Annotated in this window: 20 protein-coding genes; 6 read left to right on the top strand and 14 right to left on the bottom strand. The window is 44.5% G+C overall.

Translation table 11 applies throughout. The annotated features are described in order from the left end of the window. Positions 1-575: 575 nt before the first annotated feature. The gene (locus RID09_RS14735) at positions 576-818 is read left to right on the top strand and encodes a hypothetical protein (protein WP_446336680.1); all 243 of its coding nucleotides are present in this window, start codon (positions 576-578) and stop codon (positions 816-818) included. On the opposite strand, the gene RID09_RS14730 is transcribed toward RID09_RS14735, so the two are convergent. Genes RID09_RS14730 through mgsA form a run of 3 tightly spaced genes read right to left on the bottom strand, consistent with a single transcriptional unit; the run spans position 819 to position 3,243 of the window. Further along, a complete protein-coding gene (locus RID09_RS14730) occupies positions 819-1,565 on the bottom strand; it encodes a 4'-phosphopantetheinyl transferase family protein (protein WP_446336679.1) in 747 nt (248 codons plus the stop codon). It abuts the gene before it with no gap. Between the two features lie 3 nt (positions 1,566-1,568). Further along, positions 1,569-1,919, bottom strand: a complete 351-nt coding sequence (locus tag RID09_RS14725) for a DUF4870 domain-containing protein (protein ID WP_446336678.1) — start codon at positions 1,917-1,919, stop codon at positions 1,569-1,571. Next, positions 1,912-3,243, bottom strand: coding sequence for a methylglyoxal synthase (gene mgsA / locus RID09_RS14720; protein WP_446336677.1), 1,332 nt, complete (start codon positions 3,241-3,243; stop codon positions 1,912-1,914). Before mgsA ends, RID09_RS14725 begins: the two co-directional genes overlap by 8 nt. Positions 3,244-3,422: 179 nt before the next feature. On the opposite strand from mgsA, the gene RID09_RS14715 reads away from it, so the two are divergent. Then, positions 3,423-3,635 (top strand): hypothetical protein, encoded by a 213-nt coding sequence (locus tag RID09_RS14715; protein ID WP_446336676.1) that lies wholly within the window; start codon positions 3,423-3,425, stop codon positions 3,633-3,635. 71 nt (positions 3,636-3,706) lie between these two features. On the opposite strand, the gene RID09_RS14710 is transcribed toward RID09_RS14715, so the two are convergent. From RID09_RS14710 to RID09_RS14695, 4 genes are all read right to left on the bottom strand, one after another. Beyond that, positions 3,707-4,351: a DUF3226 domain-containing protein gene (locus RID09_RS14710; protein ID WP_446336675.1), complete on the bottom strand. Its 645-nt coding sequence runs from the start codon at positions 4,349-4,351 to the stop codon at positions 3,707-3,709. 2 nt (positions 4,352-4,353) lie between these two features. Continuing rightward, positions 4,354-5,493, bottom strand: coding sequence for an AAA family ATPase (locus RID09_RS14705; RefSeq protein WP_446336674.1), 1,140 nt, complete (start codon positions 5,491-5,493; stop codon positions 4,354-4,356). Further along, positions 5,487-6,122 carry a hypothetical protein gene (locus RID09_RS14700; RefSeq protein WP_446336673.1) on the bottom strand — a complete coding sequence of 212 codons (636 nt, stop codon included), beginning with the start codon at positions 6,120-6,122 and terminating at the stop codon, positions 5,487-5,489. The genes RID09_RS14705 and RID09_RS14700 overlap by 7 nt, the downstream gene beginning before the upstream one ends. A 117-nt stretch (positions 6,123-6,239) precedes the next feature. Further along, a complete protein-coding gene (locus RID09_RS14695) occupies positions 6,240-6,938 on the bottom strand; it encodes a glutathione S-transferase N-terminal domain-containing protein (protein WP_446336672.1) in 699 nt (232 codons plus the stop codon). Positions 6,939-7,129: 191 nt separating this feature from the next. Here RID09_RS14695 and RID09_RS14690 point away from each other — a divergent pair, with 191 nt between their 5' ends. Continuing rightward, positions 7,130-7,960 (top strand): transposase, encoded by an 831-nt coding sequence (locus RID09_RS14690; protein ID WP_446336671.1) that lies wholly within the window; start codon positions 7,130-7,132, stop codon positions 7,958-7,960. 23 nt (positions 7,961-7,983) lie between these two features. On the opposite strand, the gene RID09_RS14685 is transcribed toward RID09_RS14690, so the two are convergent. The 7 genes from RID09_RS14685 to ald form a co-directional block, all read right to left on the bottom strand. After that, positions 7,984-8,385: a ribosomal maturation YjgA family protein gene (locus RID09_RS14685; protein ID WP_446336670.1), complete on the bottom strand. Its 402-nt coding sequence runs from the start codon at positions 8,383-8,385 to the stop codon at positions 7,984-7,986. 30 nt (positions 8,386-8,415) lie between these two features. Further along, complete coding sequence (locus RID09_RS14680; protein WP_446336669.1) at positions 8,416-8,937, bottom strand: TM2 domain-containing protein; 522 nt, start codon at positions 8,935-8,937, stop codon at positions 8,416-8,418. Between the two features lie 43 nt (positions 8,938-8,980). Then, positions 8,981-9,163 (bottom strand): hypothetical protein, encoded by a 183-nt coding sequence (locus RID09_RS14675; protein WP_446336668.1) that lies wholly within the window; start codon positions 9,161-9,163, stop codon positions 8,981-8,983. Between the two features lie 135 nt (positions 9,164-9,298). Further along, positions 9,299-10,927, bottom strand: a complete 1,629-nt coding sequence (guaA, locus tag RID09_RS14670; protein ID WP_446336667.1) for a glutamine-hydrolyzing GMP synthase — start codon at positions 10,925-10,927, stop codon at positions 9,299-9,301. Between the two features lie 127 nt (positions 10,928-11,054). Then, the gene (cbiD, locus tag RID09_RS14665) at positions 11,055-12,161 is read right to left on the bottom strand and encodes a cobalt-precorrin-5B (C(1))-methyltransferase CbiD (protein WP_446336666.1); all 1,107 of its coding nucleotides are present in this window, start codon (positions 12,159-12,161) and stop codon (positions 11,055-11,057) included. A 157-nt stretch (positions 12,162-12,318) separates the two neighbouring features. Continuing rightward, positions 12,319-12,954, bottom strand: coding sequence for a restriction endonuclease subunit R (locus RID09_RS14660; RefSeq protein ID WP_446336665.1), 636 nt, complete (start codon positions 12,952-12,954; stop codon positions 12,319-12,321). Positions 12,955-13,169: 215 nt separating this feature from the next. Beyond that, the gene (ald, locus tag RID09_RS14655; protein ID WP_446336664.1) at positions 13,170-14,267 is read right to left on the bottom strand and encodes an alanine dehydrogenase; all 1,098 of its coding nucleotides are present in this window, start codon (positions 14,265-14,267) and stop codon (positions 13,170-13,172) included. Between the two features lie 188 nt (positions 14,268-14,455). On the opposite strand from ald, the gene RID09_RS14650 reads away from it, so the two are divergent. From RID09_RS14650 to RID09_RS14640, 3 genes are all read left to right on the top strand, one after another. Continuing rightward, positions 14,456-14,626 carry a hypothetical protein gene (locus tag RID09_RS14650; RefSeq protein ID WP_446336663.1) on the top strand — a complete coding sequence of 57 codons (171 nt, stop codon included), beginning with the start codon at positions 14,456-14,458 and terminating at the stop codon, positions 14,624-14,626. A 344-nt stretch (positions 14,627-14,970) separates the two neighbouring features. Further along, positions 14,971-15,264 (top strand): hypothetical protein, encoded by a 294-nt coding sequence (locus tag RID09_RS14645; protein ID WP_446336681.1) that lies wholly within the window; start codon positions 14,971-14,973, stop codon positions 15,262-15,264. 70 nt (positions 15,265-15,334) lie between these two features. Further along, positions 15,335-15,760, top strand: a complete 426-nt coding sequence (locus RID09_RS14640) for a heavy metal-responsive transcriptional regulator (RefSeq protein ID WP_446336662.1) — start codon at positions 15,335-15,337, stop codon at positions 15,758-15,760. Positions 15,761-16,029: the final 269 nt, after the last annotated feature.

Below are 16,029 nucleotides of genomic sequence, written 5' to 3'. Positions count from 1 at the left end.
ACTTGTATTTACATTACCACAATAGTAGAACGTTATCCGAATTATTTGACTGGCGAATTTATTCGCTACCTAGACGGTTCGCTCGGTTTCATCTCCCAGCTAAAGAGCGTGGGAGCCTTCACCCATCGCTTTTCCGGTAATCAGTCTTGAGAGGAGTGGAGAGACGCAACAAAAGCGCCTCTAGTTTGGGTAGTGTGGTTGATCTGCCTACCCTAATTTTCATGAAAACTTTACATACAGCACTGCGTTGCAGGTGTCACCCTTTACATAACTTTAGTTAGGGTATTGGATGAAAGCCAAGTTGTGAGTATTTATGTCTTGGCACAAGCAAAGAACTAACGCATGAAATGGGGTGTAGTCAATATTTGTAGCCTTTAGGTACAATCATTCAGTCTCTACAGATAAAGGAATGCATAAGTTCTGAACAAGTTTTTGTAAAACTTGCTGAAATCAAGGTAATCACACGGAATTTACCAGTAGGGATTGAGCCACTCGCAGTGATTGTATCGCTCGAAACACCACTATTCGAGACAAAAGGCAAAACCTCAGCCACCTATCGCAGGAGCCTAGAGTCTATGAGTAGGCATAAGCAGTGGAAAAAGGCATGTTTCAAAGTGACGACTTGGATTTTATCTGAGATCGTCTTAAATGTGTTGGGATTGGATGATTTGGCTGACTATAGTGAATTTATTTTCGATCCAGAGGTTATCATCTCTCAGTATCATTCCGTAATTCTAGTGGCTCCACCTCACCCCCCGCAAGTTGAGCAAAACTCACTCTTTTGCCAAACTATCTGCGATCGCGTCGAATTAGTCTAGTTAATTGTCAAACTCAATACAGTCTATCTGCCAATCCTGTCCTGGAATTGCTACAGCCGCCACATAATCGGATGCTGGGGTAAGGGGATAGACAGACCAATGAGCAGCCGCGTTGGAGTCTCCAGCGATACTCAGCAGCTTAGCCGATTCTCCAGGGATGAGAGACACCTCAATCTCTGACAACCCAGCTAACCCATCACCTGTCGCCTTTAAATAAGCTTCCTTGCGTGTCCAGCCATTGAAAAAAGCAATTTGCTGCTGATCCCCACTCAGAGTCTCAATTGCGGCATATTCCCTCGGCGTAAAGAAACGTTGTGCCAGTTTCTGGGCATCGGGCATCGGACGCATATATTCTAGATCGATCCCCAGTTTCAGGGTTGGTGATAGGGCATACAAGGCTAATCCATGAGAATGAGACAGATTAAAACCAAGAGTATTCTCTGGGTTGATAGTCGCTAAGGCGGGTTTACCACGGGAACTATAGTCAAACTGGATTTGATTGGGCGGTTGATTTAAATAGCGACTTAGGATTGTCCGCAAAATCCCACGACCTGCAATAAAATGATTGCGATCGCGCTCAAAGTAAAATCGAGAAGCCCGCTGTTGTTCATCCGGGGAAAGGAGTTGTGCAAATCTCTCTATCTGTGCCAGCGATCGATTCAGATCAGCTTGCCAAACATGGATCTGTTGGGCTGACAGGACTAAGGTAGAGGGTGGAGAATGCCACAGACGTTTCCCAGTCGTCATCACTTAAACTAATCTAAAGATAAAAGGATAGCGGTAGGGTTGGTTGGCATTATCCAGAACCTTGATTAGGGCAAGAATCGGCATGATCAGACTGACTAAGCCTAAAAGAGCCAGTAAGAAGAAACCAATCAAGACAACGATTAGCACGATAGAAATGCAGGCATAGATATAAAGGTTAATGTGAAAATTTAGCGCTTCTTTAGCATTTGCCTTAACAATGGGATCATCCGTCACAAACAAAATCACAATCGGGATCGCGACAGAGATCAGAGCGGAACTCAAAAATATCGATCCATGGCATAGCGCTGATAAAAGCTTGCGTTGCTCAAAGTTATAGTCATGCATATTACTCATCACTTACTCCTGGGATTAGATCGGGTTCACTAACGGGTGGTTTTTCATTGGCAGGTTTTGACTCTTCCAAGGGAGCAATTACAGTTAATCCCTGGGGAATACATTCAATGTTGACCGGAGTTGTGCCGATAATTTCCCCATCGACGACAACTTTTTGAGGAGGGTTGGTGGTTACTTTAATTTGCCCAGTCCTTACACAAATTGTATCCTCCCGACGGGCGGCTCTCCGCATCAGCGCAGCACCGAGTAAATCAACGATCGCATCCACGGCTTCGATTTTGGTGTTTTGGGTACTAATCGTCACCTCCAACAACCCATCATTAGCAATCACTTCCCCCATCCCCTGTGCCAACAGAGACGTTGGCGGTGCAGCATTGGCGATGGTAATTGCTCCGGCTTGACACTGACTGGTAATCCCAGCAATCTCCAATTCCGTCTCAAAAACGTTGTGTTCGTTGAGTTGTTGCATCCCTGCCAAAATATAAGCTAAGACTCCCAAGCGTTTTTTTGCTTCTCGATCTGCTCGTTCCACGGTTTCAGCTTCAAAGCCAATCCCAGCTAGCAAAATCATCGGATGCTGATTGCAACGTGCGGCATCGATAACCCGCGTCATGCCCGATAAAATCAGCTCACAGGCGGCTCGCAGATTTGTGGGAATTCCTAAAGCCACAGCAAAAGCATTAGCAGTCCCCCGGGCGATGATCCCCAAGGGAATCCCGGTGTCAATCAAAGCACCCGCAACAGCCGAGACAGTGCCATCTCCACCCGAGGCGATAATCAGATCAGCACCAGAGGCGATCGCATCTTGAGTTAACTCTACAGTCGAGCGATCGGGAGTCGTCAAGTGGATATCTAGATGAAGTTGGGGTTTTAAGAGCTGCTGAATAAGTGCCAAATCCTTCTCCGCGTTCCCTTGACCCGAAACTGGGTTAAAAATCAGGTAAGCAAAGCGATTTTTGGCAAAATTGGCAATAATTGCTTCAGCCGTGGCAAGATTAGTAGCGAGAGGGACGTTGTGAACATTACAGATGCGTAATAATGCCTGAATGTCAGGTTCATGAGGTTGAGCATAAAGGGGATCGATGAGGAAAATCACCGCAATCACCTGACCTTGAGCCACTTCAGCCGCAATTTGGGCATCTCCGCCCACGGGACCCGATAAGAGGCACTCTACCTCTAACTTACTCCGTTCTTGAATGCGTTGTCCGGTGGTTCCAGTGGCGATTAAGCGGTAACGGGAGAGAACCGATGTATATTGTTTGGCAAAGTTAGCAATATCGTCTTTTTTGCGATCGTGGGCAATTAAGGCAATGGTTGGGGGCATGATGGGATGGGAATAGTCTCATCTTAGTTTAGAGGGAATTGGGGCGGTTGGGAGCAGTTGTCTATCTTTGCCGATGTTCGATCAGATACAGTTTCAATGACTGCCGCTTACGAGAGTTGAAGCGGCAGCTTGGAAGAATACGATTCGATTTGGTTTGAAAGTCTAATCGAGGAACTATTATGCTCAGAAAAGTAATTGATACTGATTCCAACACCCGTTATGGGGTTTATTATACGGTTTATGGGTCACTCGCTGGTGATGATCAATTAGTGAGATCTTACCTCTGGGCAGGTCCTTATGATGATATGAAAACAGCCGTAAATAAAGCTCAAGAACTGAGACATTCTCATCAAGAGGATGCGTCATTTCTTGTGAAACCGTATGTCGGTTGAAATGGTAAGACAGTAACGTCTCATATTGCGATAATTTTTAATTATTAATTATTGAAAAATAATTAATAAAATTACAGCTCGTATAAGTTCTTAAACCACGTCATAAACGGTTGAGCTTGGGGATGTTGGGGATTCAAAATACGCTCCATGATAGCGTTATGCAATTGTCGTCCGGGTGGATTTTGCCACGCTAGCCAGGTGTAGATATTCGCTTTATCAAGATGAGCATCTTTAAAGGGTGCGCCTCTATGTTTGGCTTCTGTTACGACTTCTTGGGCATATTCCCAAAACGGTTCACTCTCATCGGGTATCATGTAGGCTAAGAATGTCTCTAACATTCCGCTCTTTTGGTTATCGGGCATAATCCAGATGCCAAATTTAATTCCCTTTGTACTATGAATTAATCCTGTTTTTGGTAATTGTTCCGGAAAGTCAGGAATACTTTTTAAGCAGGCGTTTCTGATACTTGTCCAGCGTGCAGATAAATTATCATCTGCATCCACTATTAATCCTAATGTTGTCAATCCTGACGCTTTCAGTTCTGTGGAGATTACATCTGCATCAATAAAGTTATTACTTCCATAGGATTCAATGTAAGGAACTTTAATTTCTATCTCTTTCCAAGGAATTCCATTAGCTTCAATTAGCTCTGGTATAACTCGTTTGTCCTGATCTCCCTCTACAATAAGCTTCTTCGGATAATACTTGCTTGCCATTTCTAACGTACCTCAATCCCTCGTTGAGCCGCGATGATAATCTGACGTTCAGTAAAAAGAACACCCGTTTCTTTACCGGGTTCTATTCGTTGAATTGTAATTCCATCCTCAGTGTCTTGTTCCTGACTCGCAAGGCTAGCCAAGCTAGTCCAACAATCACTATTATGAGTCGTCGCGAAAACTTGTACATTGAGTTTTTTTGCTGTTTCAAAAATAAGTTTCCACATATCTTCCATTGCTGTGAAATGTAATCCGGTATCAATTTCATCAACCAGCAATACTCCGCCCCTAGCACATACCGTTGATAATGCTAGACCCAACATCCGCCATATTCCATCCCCCATACTCCCAATCGGAACACGCTGATCACTGTCAGAAAGACGCACGACAAATCCACCACGAGACTCTAAATATCTGTGGCTTTCAGACGTAATAGAAGCAATGCGCTCAATTTTAGGTTCAATCGTCTGAAGTGCTTGATAGACAAGCGTTTCATTGGGTGTTAAAACTACTTGATCAAACAGATCTATCATGTTTGTCGTTGTTAAAGATGATGATGTGATATATTGATTTATTGCTGCATTTTTTGATGGCTTGCCGATCATTCGCCATCGACGAATATAATCTACAGAAAGTCCTCCATTAGAAGACAAACTGCGTTTCCAACTCTCTCGCTTATTGCCATCAGTCCAGGAAATGATAAAAACAAGTTCTATTAAATTATCTGGAAACTCTTCAACTAAACTGATAGATTCATCAGATTCAATCTCTGAATCTGCCCTGGAATCAATGGGTCGTTTGTCTATAGATACGAAAAGTTTATTTTCAATATTATCATTTAAACCCGATATTGAAAATTCAATGCCTGGTTCAATTTCATGACCGTAAAAAAGATGACGGATAGCAAGTTCACGATATCTTTTGTCTCTGCTAATATCATTACTCCAAAAATATTCACCTCTGTTAGTCATTGCTTCAACTAATGGTTCAGGATTACCCTTGGAGCAGAGAAGTTGAATGGCTTCTAGTATTGATGTTTTACCACTGTTGTTTTTACCAACGAGTAAGTTAACTCTGCCAAGCTGCTGAAGCTGAAAATGTTTGAAACAGCGGAAATTTTTTATAGTCAGATTTTTTAACATATCTCATTACCTCCGGTACTTGTGGTCAAATAAGCTTGAATGGGTTGTAAGAGAATTGCCAAAATTTTATCGACTTCCTTAATATAGTATTCTAACCGATCAATCAATACGGTATGTTCCTCTAAGACCAAAAACCGCCAAGCTGTCCCCGTTGTCACAGCACCATAAATTTTATCAATTTCATTTCCGGCTCTTTGATTAAATATCTGGGCGGCGATCATTTCGGCAATACATTGACCAAATCCTGATTTGATTTTTTCATTTTTGGCTTCAGCAATCGTAATCACTGGAGCATTGATATAAAATTGTTCCGCTGAACAACTAATGATAAAGTCACAATAGCCTTGTAAGCCTTTATCAACATCGACATTAAAATCAGTTCCAGAGAATAAACTCGCTTGATAGTTAACCTGTCGCCTAACTTCAGATAAAACTGGAGCAATAATAAATTCAGAACGGGCTTTTTCTGTATCAATTGCTGTAGCTAAAGGGATATACTCGGTTAAATTGAGCGTTAAAATTTCCGACGGTTTAACCCCTTCGACATCAGCAAATAGATTTTGAGTTTCATCAATGGTTAACCCAAAATCTTCTTTAACTTTAGCCAAGGTAAAATTGCTATATGCCATCAGGAAACCTCTAGGTTACTGAGACGTTCCGGTGGAACGTCTCTAGGGAATTATTATGCAGTCAGTTAAGATAAACGCATCTACTTTAGAGATTGCCATGTAATGACAAAGAATCAATTATCGCTGATCTAACTGACGGGAACCAAATAAGGCTTCTTTTGCCTTTTCATCCATAGTGTTGACCCGTTTTTCACTCAAAAGTGCTAACCCTCGCTGTACCGCAGATCGCTGGTTAATCGCATTAAACCATCGCTGAAGATTGGGATAATCGGTTAAATTTTGTCCCTGTCGTTCGTGGGGAACAATCCAGGGAAAAATTGCCATATCTGCGATGGAGTAATCACCAGCAATGTACTCGCCTTGGGATAGTTGTTTATCGAGAACCCGATACAAACGAGTTGCTTCATTCGTGTAGCGATCAATGGCATAAGGGATTTTTTCTGGTGCATACTGACGAAAGTGGTGTGCTTGTCCCAGCATGGGTCCGACGCCACCCATTTGGAACATTAGCCACTGAATCACCGAATAGCGATCGCGCGGATGAGTGGGGATGAACTGTCCAGTTTTGTCAGCCAGATACAGTAGAATTGCGCCAGACTCGAATAGGGATAGGGGTTGACTATCGGGTCCTTGGGGGTCTGCGATCGCAGGCATTTTATTATTGGGACTGATGGTGAGAAATTCTGGCTTAAACTGATCCCCGGCGGTAATGTTAATAGGGATTAGGTTATAGGGGGTTTCAGTTTCCTCCAGCATAATGCTGACTTTCCAGCCGTTGGGGGTGGGCCAATAGTAGAAATCGATGGGTTGTGTCATGGTTAAAAATGCAACACGAATGAATGTTACGGTTAAGGGCGAAGCATTCTTGTACCAAATTTTGGGTTGATCCCGATCAATCTATGCACGAATGCTTCGCCCCTACAATATGTACAATATGTACGGTATCTACAATATCTACGGTATCTACCGTAATATCATAATAATTGTTAATGACATACCCCACAACTATGAAATTTAATCCGGACAAGCATCACCGTCGGTCAATTCGTCTACAGAAATACGATTATACGCAACCTGGTTTTTATTTTGTCACAATCTGTACCTACCAACGGGAATATCTATTTGGCGAGATTATAGATAGTTTCATGCATCTCAATCCCACGGGTCAATTTGTCCAATCATGTTGGAACAATTTATCAAAGCATTTTCCATTCGTAGAATTAGATGCCTTTATCGTTATGCCAAATCATATACACGGAATAATTATTATCACAGACAAGAATAATGTTAATGTAGGAAATGTAGGAAATGTAGGAAATGTAGGGGTGAAGCATTCGTGCCTAGATGTATCGGATGCACATCAAACCTTGTCCAAGAATGCTTCACCCTGTCCGGATGTATCGGATAAATATTTGCCCTGTCCGGATGTATCGGATAAATATTTGCCCTGTCCGGATGTATCGGATAAATATTTGCCCTGTCCGGATGTATCGGATAAATATTTGCCCTGTCCGGATGTATCGGATAAATATTTGCCCTGTCCGGATATATCGGATGCACATCAAACCTTGTCCAAGAATGTCTCACCTCACCTGGATGAATCAACTGCACAACCCAAGGGGACGAAATCCGGTTCTTTAGGGGCAATCATTCAAAATTTCAAATCAGTCTCAACCCGAAAAATAAATCGCATTAATGGTACTTCTGGGGCAATTATCTGGCAAACCAATTACTACGAACACATTATCCGTGACCAACGATCATTGAATCACATCCGAAACTATATAACCGAAAATCCACAACGATGGACAGAAGATATAGAAAATAGAGGTATATGATATGGAAATAATATCTTTTAGTATTAATTAATTTTTCCCTTTGACCTGCGCGAGTAGACCCAACACGATCGCATCCACACCCAACCCAAAAAACTGCCGATGAAATAAGAGGGAAAATCTGACCAGGTAAAGGTATTCCCCAATACAACGCGACCCAGAAACGTTGCTCGTATTGCCTGCAAAAATGGAGGTTGCCACAGTTGCAGAAACTCCAGAATACAAGTGACAATACATACTCCTACCGCCGTCCATCGGGGTGAAGCTTGGGGGAAGAAAAGTCCAACCAGGAGAATCCAAAAAATCTCATAGGCAAAGCTACCCAGTCGGTCATTTAGCCATTCCGGTGCAGGTGCGTAAAACCGTACCGCATACCCCAAGGGAGCAATTAGGATAATGCTGATCAGCAGGAGAATGCGATATTTCAAAATGTGATGATATTCAGTTGGTCAAGTCAGCTACAGCCATCGCTTTGACTCAGGATTAGCACTCAATTCTAGTTCTGGAAACCCATAAACGACAATGCCTGTATCGGGGTCATTGTCAATATTCACATAACCGGATTTGACTAAATCGTTCAACGTAGCTTCTACCTCCGCAAAACCTCTTCCCGTTTCCACAACCCCCTGAGTCACGGACAATTTACCGCCTCTAAGTTCAGCAGCTTTGACTAATTGTGCAACTAACGAGTCATAGGTTAAAGTATTAGAGCCATGATAAGGCTGAACTAATGTAGGTGACCCAGAAACCGCCGCTTCCCCAGAGATGCGATCGCGCTTCCCATTCTTGAGATAATGTTCCTCTACCATTCCGGGAATTAAAAACAGGTCAACGAATTGACCGACCCCAAATAATCCCCCAGTAACAAACCACAATAATCCTGTGCCAATCTTACCATTGTAGAAACGGTGCAATCCGGCAAATCCAAACAGAAAGCCGAACCACAACAAATAACTCCCTTCACGTCGATTTATATCCATTGCCAATCCTCCTCTGGGTTGGGTATCATTACCAAAGCGCTCTCTAGGTCACAGGCTGCATCGGCTTAAACTCCAGCGTGATTAACTTAAAAGCTGCCGTAATTTGTCCTGTGGTTCTTTCCACGCTTTCTTTTATTATTGCCAAACTTTGAGCGAAACGTTTTGAGTGTTGAGGAAAATAGGGGCGGGTTTCACTATTATCGTTGTCACCCCAAGGTTGTAGCACAAGTCAAAGGAGAGGGCGAATTCAAAGCCTTCTCTCTCTTCAGGACAGAGGTGTGGAGAGAGGTTTATCCAGATTCCGACCAAAAGTAAGCCGCACTTTTGCCCCCCTCCCCTGCACCTCTCCATTCCTAAATTACTATTCCCACTCAATAGTTCCCGGTGGCTTAGAGGTAATATCGTAAACTACCCGATTCACGCCCTTGACTTCATTCACAATCCGATTAGAAATGAGTTCGAGTAAATCATAAGGAACTCGCGACCAATCCGCCGTCATCCCGTCCTCACTACTGACCAAACGCAGTACGATGGGATAGGCATAGGTGCGCTGATCTCCCATCACCCCAACGCTGCGAATGGGGAGTAAAACAGCAAACGCTTGCCAAAGCTCATGATAAAGTCCGTTTCGGTTAATTTCCTGGCGGACAATCAAATCCGCATCGCGCAGGATATTCAGCCGTTCTGCGGTGACTTCGCCAATAATCCGAATCGCTAATCCGGGTCCTGGGAAGGGATGACGCCGAACAATTTCTTCGGGTAAACCAATTGAACGACCAACTTTGCGGACTTCATCTTTGAAGAGTTTCCGCAAGGGTTCAACCAGCTTAAAGCGCAAGTCTTTGGGTAAACCACCGACATTATGATGACTCTTAATTTTCACCGCCACCCGTTCCCCAGTTTTCGGGTCAACGTTGGTATCCGCTGATTCAATCACATCGGGGTAAAGGGTTCCCTGAGCTAAATAGTCAAACGGACCGAGGATTTTGGATTGTTCTTCAAAGACGCGAATAAACTCATGACCAATCCGGCGACGCTTTTCTTCTGGGTCAGTAATCCCTTCGAGTCGAGCCAGGAAGCGATCGCGGGCGTTAACATATTCTACAGGAATGTGGAATTCGCCATGAAACAGCTTCAGCAACCGTTCTGGCTCCAGTTTTCGCATGAAGCCTTGATCGATAAACATACAGGTCAATTGGTCGCCAATCGCCTTGTGCAATAAGAAGGCTAGGGTTGAGGAATCCACACCACCGGAAAGAGCGAGCAGTACCCGTTTTTCCCCCACCTTGGCGCGAATTTCGCGAATGGCTTCCTCGACAAAGGCTTCCGTTGTCCAAGTCGGTTCGCAGTCGCAAATGTGGTAAACGAAATTGCGAATTAACGCGATACCGCCAACCGAATGCACCACTTCTGGGTGAAACTGAACTCCATAGAGCTTCTTTTCATGATGTGCGATCGCGGCGCAAGAGGTATTATCGGTATGGGCAAGAACTTCAAAGCCGTCTGGCAATTCCTCACAGGAATCCCCATGGCTCATCCACATAGTTGAGCTTTCTTCTACGTTCGTCAATAAGTCGGTGGGATCATCAATACGCAGCGAAGCTTTGCCATACTCTCCCCGTTGAGAGCGTATCACTTTCCCACCCAGTTGCTGTACCATTAGCTGCATCCCATAGCAAACTCCCAGTACGGGAATCCCCAGACGCCAAATTTCAGGGTCACACTGGGGCGCCGCGTCATCGTAAACTGAATTCGGACCTCCAGATAGGATAATTCCTTTGGGACTCAGTTGTCGGAGTTGCTCGGCGCTGGTGCGATAGGAGATAACTTCCGAATATACCTGGGTTTCACGGATACGACGAGCGATGAGTTCTGAATATTGAGAGCCAAAGTCCAGAATCACAATCATCTGGCGATGTAATTGGTTTTGTAGAGTGGTTGTAGGTAATGTCTCTACTGGCTGAGATGCGTTTCCTGTTGGTATAGTCACTGCTTTGTCCCGTGAGCGCAATTTGAGTAAGATAAGGGTATATATCGCCGAGCAAGTCTGCGACTGCTCAGCGAGGATCTATTGGTTTCAACTGATGGAGCCAAGCTTTATAGATATTCTTACTAGGTTAACATAATTGAGAAACTAACGCGGCTCCCGTTGAGCTAGTGACGATAATTTGGCGGTTGCGATCAAATAAGAGGGAACCGACTCGTACCTCTTGCTCGCTATGCTTATAAATATAGTCTTGGCAGCGTTTATCTATCGTAGACGCGATCGCACGATAAATTTGATTCACCCAATCACTCCCCTCTTTAGCGTCCAATTGCCGTAGATAGCTCAATGCCGCTTCGGTGGTGGGACTGGTAAAGACTGCCTGTAAAATCGGTGTGGGTAATCCCACTTGAGCGCAATGAGCGGTAAGAATTTCTAGGCGTCCATCGGCTAAGTGATGATGGGTATGAAAAATGCCACCCGCTAACTTTATCAGCTTACCATGATAACCAAATAATAAAATTTCTGGGATTTCCTGCAATCCCGCCGCCACTAACAACGATCCTAGCCAATTGGCTGTTTTGACTAATTGCTCTGAATTTATCCCCATTTGTCGCGCCAAACTTAAACCATTTTCTCCCACACAGAAGACTAAACAGTCGAAACATAGGGCTTTGATTTGCAGTTGTTCGCGATAAGCTTGCAGTTGTTCAGGATCGCTTAAGGGTTGAGAAATCCCTGTCGTTCCCAAAAGTGATAATCCTTCTAGCACACCAAACGCTGCATTCGATGTCCGTTGTGCCAGTTTACGTCCTTCGGGTAAAATAATTGTCACCTGAATTTTTTCATCTGGTGTCAGTAAGCGACTGAGATTTGTTTGTAATAATTTCTCAGCGTAGGCATAAATTGCCGCTTTTCCGGCTGCATTTAATTGTCGTCCAATTCCTTCACCACCGATTATCTGTACCTGTTCTGTTTGCTCAGATTTTCCCCATTCCACAACTGCCCAAATTGGAGTATTTCGGGTTAAGTCAAGGTTATCGCCCGGATCACTGCGGGTAATCGCTAGTGCTATTCCTTGGCGAATTCCCGCGATTTGCTCAATGGGAATTTCTGCCGTTTCTGGGGGTTCAATTAAGTCTACAGATACGGTATCGAGGGGGTTAGCTTGGCGCAACCACTGCAAAGCAGCAATCGCCGAAGCACAAGCAAAGACGGGTAGAGTATATCCAGATTTCATTGATAGTGTGAATCCTTAACCTTAATTATAATCAGTCATCCGTAGGGCGAGCTTAGGGATTAAATCGACAGATATATACCAAACTGAACAACTTGCACCCGCCCTCTTCATAATTAACCGCGCGACGATCTTATTCATACCTATAGCAAAATAGTTTCTAAGCCTGACGGATAGCTTTCAGCACGCGCAAAACTTGCATTGACGACTCAGTTTCCATTAAATTTAGCAAGGGTAAGAGCTGATAGGTGGGTGGATTTCCCGACTGGATGTACACAAACTGATAATGCATTCCGTTTGTGGCTAATCCCCAAATCGATTCTTGATGCTCCAAATTATTATAGGCATACGTGAGTAATTGAGCCAAACCAGCCAAGGCATTCACCTGGCTATTTTTACTTTCAATAACCAACACCCATAACGATGTATGAGCCGTGAGCCGTCGCTGTTTATTTACGGCTAGAATATCCAAGCGTCCGGTAATACTGGTATCCTCATCGTCGATAGTAATCCGGGAAATATTCTCTTCCAGGGAAATTTTGACAGGAAAACGGTAGAAACCAGCCAACCGCAGTAATGGCGCGATCGCGAGAAGTTTAACTTGTCCTTCTGAGACTTCTCCGTCGATCAAATAGTTATCGAAATCCTCGCGAATTTGCCCCAATTCCTGCTGTTCAAAATCGGTTAGGGGTTCCAGGGATAACAGGGGAGTAAATGAGCTATTATATCGTCGTTGAAATCCCAGAACTCGATGAACGTCTTTTATAGATAAATCTTTAGCGTAGAGAGTTGTCATCGGCTACTCCAACTTAAGTTTTGAATCAATTATAGGTGCTTGATGAAATTGTAGAGACGTTGCATGCAACGTCTCTACAAGGTTTGTTTGTGTCCTCAGATACCGAGCAAAGATTGAATTGGGTTATACCATTTATTGGTAACATTTCACCTAATATTCACCCCTCCAAACCTCCCCAGAGTAGGCGTGGATTAGGGCGCACGGAGCGTGCGCCCCTACGGTTTCGTGTTACTTAAATCGGGAAACACTTCCCGCACCGCCGGATGAACTAACTGATGATTCTGGACATTCACCCCCTTCGCCAACGCTAAGTCTGACACGACAGCTTTTATCCCTTCATTGGCTAACTTGAGAACATACGGTAACGTACTGTTATTCAAGGCTTGAGTCGAACTCCAGGGTACAGCACCGGGCATATTGGGTACGCCATAATGGACAACTCCTTCCTCTATATACGTGGGATTTGTGTGTGAGGTGGATTTCACGGTTTCAATACATCCCCCTTGATCTACCGCCACATCAACAATCACAGCACCCGGATGCATTTGTTGCACCAATCCACGAGGGACAAGAATCGGCGCTCGACGCCCCGGAACTAATACCGCCCCAATGAGCAAATCCGCTTGGGGAACAACGGCTTCAATCTGGTCTGAATTACTGTAGAGTAGTTCAACTCTGGAACCGAACAGGGTTTCTAAGTAGGCTAGACGTTCAATATTAATATCTAAAATCTGAACGTGAGCGCCCATTCCTACCGCCATTCTTGCCGCTTCTGTCCCGACAACGCCACCACCAAGAATCACAACTTTACCAGGTCTCACCCCAGGGACACCCCCCAAAAGCACCCCGCGCCCACCTTGTTGGCGCTCCAGAAATCGAGATCCAAATTGGACAGAAAGACGACCGGCGATAATGCTCATCGGTGTCAGCAAGGGGAGGCGGTGATCAGGGAGTTCCACGGTTTCATACGCGATCGCACAAACACCACTATCGATTAAACACTCGGTCAACGGGCGATCCGCCGCCAAATGCAGGTATGTAAACAGTAATTGTTCTTTTTGTAAATATGAATACTCCGACTTTAGCGGTTCTTTCACCTTAACCACCAGTTCCCGATTCCACGCCTGTGCTGCTGTAGCGACAATCTTAGCGCCATTGTGCTGATAGTCTTCATCGGTAAAGCCAGCACCCTCCCCTGCTTGGGTTTCTACCCAAACCTGATGACCGGCTTCCTGTAAGACGCGAACGCTACTAGGACTCAAGCCGACTCGAAATTCTTGGTCTTTTGTCTCTTTTGGTACACCGATTTCCATCGTTTTCCTTTATATAGTGCAGTTTTCAGACGTTGTGCCATAAGGACTAAGCATATACTCCTTACGCGATCGCACAACATCGTTGTTGAAATTGGTATAACCTACCGATATAAATTCTGCCCTTGCTTGTTTAAATGTTAAACTTAGTAAAGAAATATAACTAAATCATTACACCATCCTTGGCAACTATGACACAACCCCAACCCACAACCACTCCCCAACTCGCCGAACCCAAATTTGGCTTCAATGAATATGCTGAGCGCTTGAATGGTCGAGCCGCCATGATTGGGTTTGTCTTGACACTGGGCATTGAATATGCTACAGGTCAAGGACTGCTAACTTGGCTAGGTTTGCAATAACACTCTGAGATCAACATTTGGCAGTAGGAGCATCTTACTGCCGAAAACATCGCTAGCCGTATGATCAGGGCGGGTTTGACAGATAACGTTTGGCAAAAACCGATAACTTAAACTCGCGCCCGCCCATTGATATCACCTGTGTACCTGTACACGCGGAGTCCCGCCGCTAATTTCTGCCCAAAGATACTAGCAGATGGATTAAGTCAGTCGCTATATTGATTGCAACAAGTGAGTATAAATGGTAAAGAATAATAGGTTATCAGTTAATGTAGCGATTGATCGGATAACCTAGAAGTAGATTAAGTACTTGACTGAAGTGGAATAGAGATAAATAGCAAACCGTGATGAATGCTTTAGGACCTCGATTCTGGAAGTTAGCCTACCGTAAAGAGCCAATTTCTAGCTTTATTGTCATTGTCGGCGCTGTCGATGCCGTCATTGGCGGTGTCGGTGAACGCTGGTCGCTGCTAACATTCGGGTTAATGATGGTCATGTTAGCCGTTGGTTTACGCTGGTGGCAAAGTCAACGTCGCCAAACAGAACTGGCTGAACAACCCGTAACCCATTATCTGCCAGCAAGCCCTTCCCGTCCACCCTTACCGATGCTCAGCACCAGCAAGCGCCACCCCCATCGCTGATGCTGGTTTAAAGCAAGTCGGGTGTAATTTTTTAGGTACAGAAAGATAAGGGAAGGCAGATTTGCGCCGAATGACAAGCAAATTAACATTGGAGCGATTGTATAAAATTGGCGAAGTTGCCAATCAAAGTGGATTATCGGTAAAAACGATTCGTTATTACGAAGAGGTGGGTTTACTGACCCCAACGACAACCCGTTCCGAGTCAGGTTACCGCCTGTTTACCGAACCAACCCTGAATCGGTTAGCCTTTATTAAGCGATCGCAATCCCTCGGACTCAGCCTGAGTGAAATCCACGAAATCCTCGACGTTCACGACTCCGGTGAGTTACCCTGTGGTGCACTGAAGCAACACTTACTGCATAAAGTCGAGGACATTAACCAGCAAATTCAAGCCCTAGAACTGCTCAAGTCAGAGCTTTTAGGCTTACTCTCAGGATGGCTTGAGCAGCCGCCGCGCGATCGCATAGCTCAAACGATCTGTCCAAACATTCAGTAAGCAACCCCGGTCTAAAGACGCGGGGCTTTAGCCAAGTAAGTTGAAGCCGTGCTTACCAGCCTAAGACTTTATTGTCTACGTTATCGGCAAGTGTTCAAGACCTAGAGCGTGGATGCGTAGCTAGTTCCCTGCTCTAGAACCGAAAAGTTAAACAGTTTTAAGGTCACTGAAACAGTGCTTTTTGGATAGTTACCGACCGATAACATTGGCGAAGCTAACGTTACTGAAAAGGAGAGACACAACAATGTCTAAACAACCCAATTACGTTT

The sequence above is a fragment of the Coleofasciculus sp. G1-WW12-02 genome, assembly GCF_040219735.1.
In the GTDB taxonomy this organism is placed as follows: Bacteria; Cyanobacteriota; Cyanobacteriia; order Cyanobacteriales; family Coleofasciculaceae; genus Coleofasciculus.
This window is presented reverse-complemented; position numbering and strand designations above follow the sequence as displayed.